This window comes from Streptomyces sp. NPDC059668 (assembly GCF_042734135.1).
Taxonomy (GTDB): Bacteria; Actinomycetota; Actinomycetes; order Streptomycetales; family Streptomycetaceae; genus Streptomyces.
In genome coordinates this window covers 21,452-31,577 of sequence record NZ_JBHWEL010000040.1, presented here as the reverse complement: position 1 = coordinate 31,577, position 10,126 = coordinate 21,452, and the positions used below count along the sequence as shown (strand labels likewise).

Genomic DNA, 10,126 nt, shown 5'->3' with positions numbered 1-10,126 from the left:
GCGCTCTTCCCCCCCCGCCCCCCCACGCCCCCCCCCCCACCGGGGGGCTAGGCCCCCCCGGGGCGGGCCCGGGGGCCCCGCCCCCGAGACAACTCCGACTAGCCCGCGAACTCGCGCATCCATGCCTCGACTTCGGCGGCCGAGCGGGGCAGCCCACCCGACAGGTTCTCGTAGCCGTCCGCGGTGACCAGCAGGTCGTCCTCGATCCGGACGCCGATGCCGCGCCACTCCTCGGGCACGGTCAGGTCGTCGGGCTGGAAGTAGAGGCCCGGCTCGACGGTCAGCACCATGCCCGGCTCCAGCGGCCCGTCGACGTAGTCCTCGTTACGGGCCTGCGCGCAGTCGTGCACGTCCAGAGCGAGCATGTGACCGGTGCCCGCCATGGTGAAGCGGCGCTGAAGGCCGAGTTCGTAGGCGCGCTCGGCCGGCCCCTCGACCAGCCCCCAGTCCACCAGCCGTTCGGTCATCGACCGCTGGGCCGCCTCATGGAAGTCGCGGTACCGGGCGCCCGGCTTCACCGCGGCCATCCCGGCCTCCTGCGCCTCGTACACCGCGTCATAGACCTTCCGCTGGAGCGGGCTGAAGGTCCCGCTGATCGGGAGGGTGCGGGTGACGTCGGCGGTGTAGAGGGTGCGGGTCTCCACGCCCGCGTCGAGCAGGAGCAGTTCGCCCGGGCGGACCGGTCCGTCGTTGTCCGTCCAGTGCATGATCGTGGCGTGCTCGCCCGCGGCGCAGATGGAGCCGTAGCCGACGTCGTTGCCCTCGACCCGGGCGCGGCGGAAGAAGGTGCCCTCGATCCAGCGTTCCGAGGTGGCCACCGCCTGGGACAACTCCCTGACGACGTCGGTGAACCCGCGCACCGTGGAGTCGACGGCCCGGCGCATCTCGCCGATCTCCCAGGCGTCCTTGACCAGCCGCAGCCCGGACAGCGCCTCCTCCAGCTCGGCGTCCCGCTCTTCGTCGGTGCCGGGCGTCGCGTCGAGGGCGGGGTCGTGGCCGCGTACGACACGGGTCGGTGTGACGGTGTCCCGCAGGTGTCCGGGGAGTGTGCGGATGTCCCGGCAGGCGAGGCCCAGTTCGTGCTCAGACTCGGCCAGCGAGCGGCGGCGGCCCGTCCACAACTCGGCGGTCATGCCCGTCCAGAACTCGTCGGTGTTCCGGCCGTCGCGGGGGAGCCGGTAGCAGTACGCGTCGTGGCCGCCCTCGGCCCGGGGTTCCAGGACCAGGGCGCAGTCCCGGGACCGGTCGCCCGTCAGATGGACGTAGCCGGTGTACGGGCGGAACGGGTAGTGGCTGTCGTTCGAGCGGACCCTGAGGCCTCCGGAGGGGATGACGAGACGTTCACCGGGGAAGAGCGCGCCGAGCGCGGCGCGGCGGCGGGCCGCGTACGGCGCCTGCTCGTCCTGTCGCACGTCGCGCCTCTCGGTGTCCGCCCAGCCCGTTCGCATCAGGGCGGACAGTTCCTCGGAGATCTCTCGGTACAGACCGTTCTTCCGCGCCTTGGCCACGGCGGGCACCCCTTCTGTCGGTCGGTCCGGGCGGGTCCCGGCACTGTTCCTGCACTGTTCCCACCCAGGGAAGCATGTGACATAGTACTGATGTGAGCAAGCGACTGACCTGCGATGTCGTGGTGATCGGGGCCGGAATGGTGGGCTCGGCATGCGCCCTCTACGCGGCTCGGGCGGGCCTCGACGTGGTCCTCGTGGACCGGGGTCCGGTGGCCGGCGGCACGACCGGGGCCGGCGAGGGGAACCTGCTCGTCTCCGACAAGCAGCCCGGCCCCGAGCTCGACCTCGCGCTGCTGTCGGGGCGCCTGTGGTCCGGCCTCGGGGAGGAACTGGGCGAGGCCGTCGAGTACGAGGCCAAGGGCGGCGTCGTGGTGGCCGCCACGCCCGAGGGGCTGACCGCGCTGGAGGAATTCGCCGCCGGTCAGCGGACGGCCGGTGTCTCGGCCCTGCCGGTCCCGGCGGACCGGCTCCACGATCTGGAACCCCATCTGGCGCCCGGACTCGCGGGCGCCGTGCACTACCCGCAGGACACCCAGGTGATGCCGGCGCTGGCCGCCGCGCATCTGGTGCGCGCTTCGGGCGTCCGGCTGCTCACCGGCCGGACGGTGACCGAGGTGCTGCGCGCTGCGGACGGATCGGTCCGGGGCGCGCGGACCGACCGGGGCGACCTGCACGCGCCGGTGGTGGTGAACGCGGCCGGGACCTGGGGCTCCGCGGTGGCCGCGCTCGCGGGCGTCCGGCTGCCCGTACTGCCCCGGCGCGGCTTCGTGCTGGTGACCGAGCCGCTGCCGCGGCGCGTGCGGCACAAGGTGTACGCCGCGGACTACGTCGCCGACGTGGCCAGCGACTCCGCCGCCCTGCAGACCTCGCCGGTGGTGGAGGGGACGGCGGCGGGCCCGGTGCTGATCGGCGCCAGCCGCGAACGCGTGGGCTTCGACCGCTCCTTCTCGCTGCCCGCCGTGCGCGCGCTCGCGGCGGGGGCGATCAGGCTCTTCCCCTTCCTGACGGACGTCCGCGCCCTGCGGACGTACCTGGGATTCCGCCCGTACATGCCCGACCACCTGCCCGCGATCGGCCCCGACCCGCGGGTGCCCGGCCTCTTCCACGCCTGCGGGCACGAGGGGGCGGGGATCGGTCTCGCCGCCGGCACCGGGCACCTGATCGCGCAGGTACTCACCGGCGCCGCACCCGACCTGGACCTCACGCCGTTCAGACCCGACCGCTTCGCGCAGGAGGCCGTGTGAATCCCCTGGAACTGGTGGACGCCGAGCCGGGCCCCGCGTTCACCGTCACCCTCGACGGCCGCGCGGTCACGGCGCTGCCGGGGCAGACCGTCGCCGCCGCCCTGTGGACGGCGGGGGTCACCTCCTGGCGCACCACCCGCGGCTCGGGCCGGCCGCGCGGAGTGTTCTGCGGCATCGGCGTCTGCTTCGAGTGCCTCGTCACCGTCAACGACCGCCCGAACCAACGGGCCTGTCTGGTGCCGGTGCGACCGGGTGACGCGATCCGTACGCAGGAGGGGACCGGACATGGCGGCTGAGGAGGCGCGTCTCGCGGTGATCGGCGCCGGTCCGGCGGGCCTGGCCGCCGCCCTGGCCGCGGCCGGGCGCGGGGTCCGGGTCACGCTGATCGACTCGGCCGCCCGGGCGGGCGGACAGTTCTACCGGCAGCCCGCGGCCGGACTGCGCGCACGGCGCCCGCGAGCCCTGCATCACGGGTGGCGGACCTGGGAACGGCTCTCGCGCGCGCTCGCGGTCCAGTTGGAGGCGGGCACGATCACCCACCTGACGGACCATCATGTATGGCTGGTGGAACGCTCCGACCACTCCGGCTCGGCACATCTGCCCGCCGGAAGCGGCGAGTTCGTCGTGCACGCCCTCCGAGGGCCCCTCCAGGAGGAACCCGGCACCGTCCGCGCCGACGCGGTCCTCCTGGCCACCGGCGGCTACGAGAAGGTGCTGCCCTTCCCGGGCTGGACCCTTCCCGGCGTCGTCACCGCGGGCGGCGCGCAGGCCATGCTCAAGGGGACGCTCGTCGTACCCGGCCGCACGGCCGTCGTGGCCGGCACCGGACCGCTGCTGCTGCCCGTGGCGGCCGGGCTCGCCGCGGCCGGGGTCGAGGTCGCCGCGCTCGTCGAGTCGGCCGACCCGCGGGCGTTCCTGCGCCATGCCGGGGCACTGGCCGCCCAGCCGGGAAAGGTCGCCGAAGGCGCCGGGTACGCGGCGCGGCTCCTGCGGCACCGCATCCCCCTGCGCACCCGGCACGCCGTCGTCGAGGCCCACGGCGGGGACCGGCTCGACGCCGTGACCGTCGCCGCGCTCGACGCCGACGGACGCGTCAGGCCCGGCACGGAGCGGCGCGTCCCGTGCGACACGCTCGCGGTCGGGCACGGGATGCTGCCGCACACCGACCTCGCCGACTCGCTGGGCTGCCGCGTCGAGGGCGTGCGCGTGCGGGTCGACGAGGAGCAGCGGACCGACGTGCCGGGCGTGTGGGCCGCGGGCGAGACCACCGGTATCGGCGGCGCGGCCCTGTCGCTCGCCGAGGGCCACATCGCGGGACACTCGGTCGCCGCCCGGCTGCGCGGCACGGAACCCGACCCCCGCGACCGGTCCGCGGCCACCAGGTCCCGTACGCGACTGCGGGCGTTCTCCGCCGCGCTCGACGCCGTCTACGCACCGCCCGCGACGTGGACGGAGCGCATCACCGACGACACGGTCGTCTGCCGCTGCGAGGAGGTCACCGGCGGGGCGGTCCGGGCGGCCGTGGACGAACTGGGCGCGGGCGACGTACGCACCGTGAAGCTGCTCACCCGCGCGGGCATGGGCTGGTGCCAGGGCCGGATGTGCGAGCCGGCCGTCGCCGGACTCACCGGCTGCGAACAGACCCCCGTGCGAAGGCTGTTGGCGCGACCCGTCCCGCTCGGGGTGCTCGCCGGGACCGGTGAGCCGCCGGACGACTGACCGCGTCCCCGGCGGCCAGGGCCACCACCCACGCCTCCCACCGCACCGCACCGCGCCGCGCTTCACGCCACCTCACGGCAGCCACACGTCCGCAGTCAGTAAAATGTCACACCCCATTGAGAGGGAACCGCTGATGACCACCACCGAGAACCGGCCCTGGCGCGGCGTCCTCGTCGCCACCGCGCTCCCGCTGAACGACGACCTCTCCGTGAACCACGACCGGTACGCCGCACACTGCGCCTGGCTCGTCGAGAACGGCTGCGACGGCGTCGTCCCCAACGGCTCGCTCGGCGAGTACCAGGTGCTCACACCGGAGGAGCGCGCGCGGGTCGTCGAGACGGCCGTGTCGGCGGTCGGCGGCTCCCGGGTGATGCCCGGCGTCGCCGCCTACGGCTCCGCCGAGGCCCGCCGCTGGGCCGAGCAGGCCCGCGACGCGGGCTGCGAGTCCGTCATGCTGCTGCCGCCCAACGCGTACCGCGCCGACGAGCGTTCCGTCCTCGCCCACTACGCGGCGGTCGCCGAAGCCGGCCTCCCGGTGGTCGCCTACAACAACCCGATCGACACCAAGGTCGACCTGGTGCCCGAACTCCTCGCGAAACTGCACGCGGAGGGGTTCGTCCAAGGCGTCAAGGAGTTCTCCGGCGATGTCCGCCGCGCCTACCGGATCGCCGAACTCGCGCCGGAACTCGACCTGTTGATCGGCGCGGACGACGTCCTGCTGGAACTCGCCGTCGCGGGCGCCAAGGGCTGGGTGGCCGGCTACCCGAACGCGCTGCCCGCCGCGAGCGTCGAGCTCTACCACGCCGCCGTCAGCGGCGACCTCGACACGGCGGGCCGGCTCTACCGGCAGCTGCACCCGCTGCTGCGCTGGGACTCCCGGGTCGAGTTCGTCCAGGCCATCAAACTGTCCATGGACATCGTCGGCCGCCCCGGCGGCCCCGTGCGCCCGCCGCGCGTTCCGCTGCTGCCCGAGCAGGAGGCCGCCGTACGCGCGGCCACCGAGAAGGCCGTCGCGGCCGGCCTCGCCTGAGCCTCCCCGCGTCCCCCGATCGCCCTCGACCACCAGGAGTTACGGACCCCATGCGCAGCAAACTCGTCCTGCACGCCGTCGACTCGCACACCGAGGGGATGCCCACCCGGGTGATCACCGGCGGTATCGGCACCATCCCCGGCGCGACGATGAACGAGCGCCGGCTGTACTTCCGGGAACACCGCGACGACATCAAGCAGCTCCTGATGAACGAGCCGCGCGGCCACGCGGCGATGAGCGGCGCCGTCCTCCAGCCGTCCACCCGCCCCGACTGCGACTACGGGGTGCTCTACATCGAGGTCTCGGGCTACCTCCCGATGTGCGGACACGGGACCATCGGCGTCGCCACCGTCCTGGTGGAGACCGGCATGGTCGAGGTCACCGAGCCCGTCACCACCATCCGGCTCGACACCCCGGCCGGCCCGGTCGTCGCCGAGGTCGAGGTCGAGGACGGCGCCGCGAGGGCGGTCACGCTGAGGAACGTGCCGTCCTTCTCGGCCGGACTCGACCGCAAGGCCACCCTGGCCGACGGACGGACGGTGACCTACGACCTCGCGTACGGGGGCAACTTCTACGCGATCCTGCCCCTGGAGCAGCTGGGACTGCCCTTCGACCGCTCCCGCCAGGACGACATCCTCAAGGCGGCCCTGTCGCTCATGGAGGCCGTCAACGCCGAGGACGAACCCGTGCACCCCGAGGACCCGACGATCCGGGGATGCCACCACGTCCACCTGTACGCGCCGGGCGCCACCGCGCGGCACTCCCGGCACGCGATGGCGATCCACCCCGGCTGGTTCGACCGCTCGCCCTGTGGAACCGGCACCAGCGCGCGCATGGCACAGTTGCACGCGCGCGGGGAACTCCCGCTGCACACCGAGTTCGTGAACGAGTCCTTCATCGGGACGCGGTTCACGGGACGGCTGCTCGGCACCACCGAGGTCGCCGGCGTCCCGGCCGTGCTGCCCAGCTTCACCGGCCGCGCGTGGATCACCGGCACCGCCCAGTACCTGCTGGACCCCTCCGATCCCTTCCCGGCCGGATTCGTCCTGTAGCTCCCCGGGAGATACTGGTGGCACGTGACATTGCACCTGCCGTCGCACCAGCCCGTGCGAGCGGACCGACGCACCGGCCCGTACGAGGAGACACCCCATGCCCGCCGAGCGCAGCAGCGCACCCTCCGCCGCTCCCGCCGCCCTGCCCACGCTCGGCGGCAAGAAGAGCAGCTACCGAGAGCGCGTCGCCGACGCCCTGCGGGCCGCGCTGATCGCGGGCGAACTGCGCCCCGGCGAGGTCTACTCCGCGCCGACGCTCGCCGCCCGCTTCGGCGTCTCGGCGACGCCCGTGCGCGAGGCCATGCTCGACCTCGCCAAGGAGGGTCTGGTCGACACCGTGCCCAACAAGGGGTTCCGGGTCACCGCGGTCTCCGAGAAGCAGCTGGACGAGTACACGCACATCCGGTCACTCATCGAGATCCCCACCACGGTGCAACTGGCCACCACGGCCGACCCGGTCTCCCTTCAGGCCCTGCGTCCGGCCGCCCGGGAGATCGTGACCGCGGCGGCGGCCGGTGACCTGATCGCGTACGTCGAGGCGGACATCCGCTTCCATCTCGGCCTGCTCGCCCTGGCCGGCAACGCGCATCTGGTGGAGGTGGTCGGTGACCTGCGCAAGCGCTCCCGCCTCTACGGGCTCGACGCCCTCGTCGAGGCGGGCCGGCTCCAGGACTCGGCGGAGGAGCACCTGGAACTGCTCGACGCGCTCCTGGACCGGGACGGGGAGGCCGTGCGCCGGGTCATGACCCGGCATCTGGGACATGTCCGGGGTCTGTGGGCGGCCGGCTCTTCGATGGCCTGATTACGCAAGTCGTTTGCAATTCTTGCGGTATTCTTGCGCTCATGACACGACGACTTGCTCAGGTGGCGAAAAAGGTCGGGGTCAGCGAGGCCACGGTCAGCCGGGTGCTCAACGGCAAGCCCGGCGTCTCCGACTCCACCCGGCAGGCAGTGCTCTCCGCGCTCGACGTGCTCGGCTACGAGAGGCCCACCCAACTGCGCGGTGAACGCGCGCGACTGGTGGGGCTCGTGCTGCCCGAGCTGCAGAACCCGATCTTCCCCGCGTTCGCCGAGGTGATCGGCGGAGCGCTGGCGCAGCTCGGTCTGACGCCGGTGCTCTGCACCCAGACCAAGGGCGGCGTCTCCGAGGCGGACTACGTGGACCTGCTGCTCCAGCAGCAGGTCTCCGGGGTGGTGTTCGCGGGCGGTCTGTACGCGCAGGCCGACGCGCCGCACGACCACTACCGGCAGCTCGCGGAGCGCCACATCCCGGTGGTGCTGGTCAACGCGGCCATCGGGCACCTCGGCTTCCCGGGTGTCTCCTGCGACGACGCGGTGGCCGTCGAGCAGGCCTGGCGGCATCTCGTCTCGCTCGGTCACGAGCGGATCGGTCTGGTCCTCGGGCCCGCCGACCACATCCCTTCGGGCCGCAAGCTGGCGGCGGTGCGCAGCCTCGCCCCGGACCTGCCCGACGAGCACATCGGCCGGGCCATGTTCTCCATCGAGGGCGGTCAGGCGGCGGCCTCCCGGCTCATCGACCGCGGGGTCACCGGCTTCATCTGCGCGAGCGACCCGCTCGCCCTCGGTGTGGTGCGAGCCGCCCGCCGCAAGGGACTTGACGTGCCGTCACAGGTGTCGGTCGTCGGGTACGACGACTCCGCGCTGATGAACTGCACCGAGCCGCCGCTGACCACCGTGCGTCAGCCCATCGAGGCCATGGGCCGGGCGGCCGTCGAGTTGCTGAACGCACAGATCGGCGGCAGCAGCGTGACTCCCGAAGAGCTCCTGTTCGAGCCCGAGCTGGTGGTGCGGGGGTCGACCGCGCAAGCACCTCGCCGTTGAGATCCGGTCGGGCGTGCGAGCACCCCGTCGTCGGCATCCGTTCGACCGTGCAAGCGCCCCGCCGTTGAGATCCAATCCTCTGTCAAATAATTACAGATTCTGCGTGACATCTTGCGCACCCCTGTCGGCGGTGCTTGAGTGTGCGGCGCCCACCGCTCCTGCCCAAGGCGCCCAACCGCTCCTGCCCAAAGGGGTCCACCGATGAGAAGTCCCGGGTTCCGCCGTACCTTCGTCGTCTTCACGGCGTCCGCTTTCGCGCTCACCGCCACCGCCTGCGGTTCGAGTGGCGACGACGGTTCCGCGGGTGGCAAGACCCGCATCACGGTCAACTGCGAGCCGCCCAAGAGTGCCAAGGTCGACCGCTCGTTCTTCGACGCCGACGTCAAGGCCTTCGAGAAGGCCAACCCGGACATCGACGTCGTCACCCATGACGCGTTCCCGTGTCAGGACCCCAAGACCTTCGACGCCAAGCTCGCCGGAGGTCAGATGGAGGACGTCTTCTACACGTACTTCACCGACGCGAAGCACGTGGTCGACATCAACCAGGCCGCCGACATCACGTCGTACGTCAAGGACCTCAAGAGCTACGGCACCCTCCAGCAGCAGCTGCGCGACATCTACACCGTCGACGGCAAGATCTACGGTGTGCCGCGCACCGGCTACTCGATGGGCCTGATCTACAACAAGGCGCTCTTCACGAAGGCCGGCCTCGACCCCGACAAGCCCCCGGCCACCTGGGAAGAGGTGCGCGCGGACGCCAAGAAGATCGCGGCGCTCGGCGGCGGCACCGTCGGCTACGCCGACTACAGCGCCCAGAACCAGGGCGGCTGGCACTTCACGGCCGAGCTCTACTCGCAGGGCGGCGACGTCGTCGCTCCGGACGGCAAGAAGTCCAGCATCGACAGCCCCGAGGGCAAGGCCGTCCTGCAGAACCTGCACGACATGCGCTGGGCCGACAACTCCATGGGCACCAAGCAGCTGCTCGTCCTCAACGACGTCCAGCAGATGATGGGCTCCGGGAAGCTCGGCATGTACCTCTCCGCGCCCGACAACATCCCGATCCTGGTCAAGGAGAAGGGCGGCAACTACAAGGACCTCGCCCTCGCGCCCATGCCGGGAGGCAAGGGCACGCTCGTCGGCGGCGACGGCTACATGTTCAACAAGAAGGACTCCCCGGCCCAGATCAAGGCCGGCCTCAAGTGGCTCGAGCACATGTTCCTGACGCCCGGCAAGGGCTTCCTCGGCGACTACGCCCGCGCCAAGCAGAACAACGCCCCGGTCGGTCTGCCCGAGCCGCGTCTGTTCACCGGTGCCGCCGACGCCAAGGACCAGGAGGTCAAGAAGGCCAACGCGAACGTGCCGGTGGAGAACTACCAGGGCTTCCTCGACGGCAACCAGAGCCTGCAGATGAAGATCGAGCCGCCGCAGGCCCAGCAGATCTACTCCGTCCTCGACGGCGCGGTGTCCGCGGTCCTCACCAAGAAGGACGCCAACATCGACCAGCTCCTCAAGGACGCCTCCGGCAAGATCGACTCCATCCTGGCCCGAGGCTGACACCGTTCATGAAGACCGCATCGAAGCCCCCCGCAGCGTTCCCTCCGGCCGCCGTCGGCGTGCCGGAGGTGTCGCGGGGGGGGGGGGGGGGGGGGCGGGCGCGCCTGCCGCGCCCGCCGCTCCACCGCGAGAGCCGCGCACCAGACACACACAAAGAGAGAGAGCGTGAAGGAATAG

The 10,126-nt window shown here is 72.2% G+C and carries 9 protein-coding genes; 8 read left to right on the top strand and 1 reads right to left on the bottom strand.

Going from position 1 to position 10,126, the window contains the following annotated elements:
• Positions 1-98: 98 nt before the first annotated feature.
• A complete protein-coding gene (locus tag ACFV2J_RS25835; RefSeq protein WP_385096058.1) occupies positions 99-1,508 on the bottom strand; it encodes an aminopeptidase P family protein in 1,410 nt (469 codons plus the stop codon).
• 92 nt (positions 1,509-1,600) lie between these two features.
• Between ACFV2J_RS25835 and ACFV2J_RS25830 the strand changes: the two genes are divergently transcribed.
• The 8 genes from ACFV2J_RS25830 (at position 1,601) to ACFV2J_RS25795 (ending at position 9,949) form a co-directional block, all read left to right on the top strand.
• Positions 1,601-2,752 carry an NAD(P)/FAD-dependent oxidoreductase gene (locus ACFV2J_RS25830; RefSeq protein WP_385096055.1) on the top strand — a complete coding sequence of 384 codons (1,152 nt, stop codon included), beginning with the start codon at positions 1,601-1,603 and terminating at the stop codon, positions 2,750-2,752.
• Complete coding sequence (locus tag ACFV2J_RS25825; protein WP_385096052.1) at positions 2,749-3,048, top strand: (2Fe-2S)-binding protein; 300 nt, start codon at positions 2,749-2,751, stop codon at positions 3,046-3,048. The genes ACFV2J_RS25830 and ACFV2J_RS25825 overlap by 4 nt, the downstream gene beginning before the upstream one ends.
• On the top strand, positions 3,038-4,471 hold the full coding sequence (locus tag ACFV2J_RS25820; RefSeq protein WP_385096049.1) for an FAD-dependent oxidoreductase: 1,434 nt from the start codon (positions 3,038-3,040) through the stop codon (positions 4,469-4,471). The genes ACFV2J_RS25825 and ACFV2J_RS25820 overlap by 11 nt, the downstream gene beginning before the upstream one ends.
• A 133-nt stretch (positions 4,472-4,604) precedes the next feature.
• Entirely contained in the window at positions 4,605-5,501 is an 897-nt protein-coding gene (locus tag ACFV2J_RS25815) for a dihydrodipicolinate synthase family protein (RefSeq protein WP_385440842.1), read from the top strand.
• Between the two features lie 50 nt (positions 5,502-5,551).
• Positions 5,552-6,553: a proline racemase family protein gene (locus tag ACFV2J_RS25810; RefSeq protein WP_385095988.1), complete on the top strand. Its 1,002-nt coding sequence runs from the start codon at positions 5,552-5,554 to the stop codon at positions 6,551-6,553.
• A 97-nt stretch (positions 6,554-6,650) separates the two neighbouring features.
• A complete protein-coding gene (locus ACFV2J_RS25805) occupies positions 6,651-7,355 on the top strand; it encodes a GntR family transcriptional regulator (protein ID WP_385095985.1) in 705 nt (234 codons plus the stop codon).
• 41 nt (positions 7,356-7,396) lie between these two features.
• On the top strand, positions 7,397-8,395 hold the full coding sequence (locus ACFV2J_RS25800) for a LacI family DNA-binding transcriptional regulator (RefSeq protein WP_385440837.1): 999 nt from the start codon (positions 7,397-7,399) through the stop codon (positions 8,393-8,395).
• 201 nt (positions 8,396-8,596) lie between these two features.
• Positions 8,597-9,949, top strand: a complete 1,353-nt coding sequence (locus ACFV2J_RS25795) for an ABC transporter substrate-binding protein (protein WP_385440834.1) — start codon at positions 8,597-8,599, stop codon at positions 9,947-9,949.
• Positions 9,950-10,126 lie beyond the last annotated feature (177 nt).

Bases quoted from the DNA above. Each gene is read 5' to 3' on its own strand.
- ACFV2J_RS25820 (WP_385096049.1), top strand. From the start codon at position 3,038: ATGGCGGCTGAGGAGGCGCGTCTCGCGGTGATCGGCGCCGGTCCGGCG.
- ACFV2J_RS25805 (WP_385095985.1), top strand. From the start codon at position 6,651: ATGCCCGCCGAGCGCAGCAGCGCACCCTCCGCCGCTCCCGCCGCCCTG.
- ACFV2J_RS25810 (WP_385095988.1), top strand. From the start codon at position 5,552: ATGCGCAGCAAACTCGTCCTGCACGCCGTCGACTCGCACACCGAGGGG.
- ACFV2J_RS25795 (WP_385440834.1), top strand. From the start codon at position 8,597: ATGAGAAGTCCCGGGTTCCGCCGTACCTTCGTCGTCTTCACGGCGTCC.
- ACFV2J_RS25815 (WP_385440842.1), top strand. From the start codon at position 4,605: ATGACCACCACCGAGAACCGGCCCTGGCGCGGCGTCCTCGTCGCCACC.
- ACFV2J_RS25800 (WP_385440837.1), top strand. From the start codon at position 7,397: ATGACACGACGACTTGCTCAGGTGGCGAAAAAGGTCGGGGTCAGCGAG.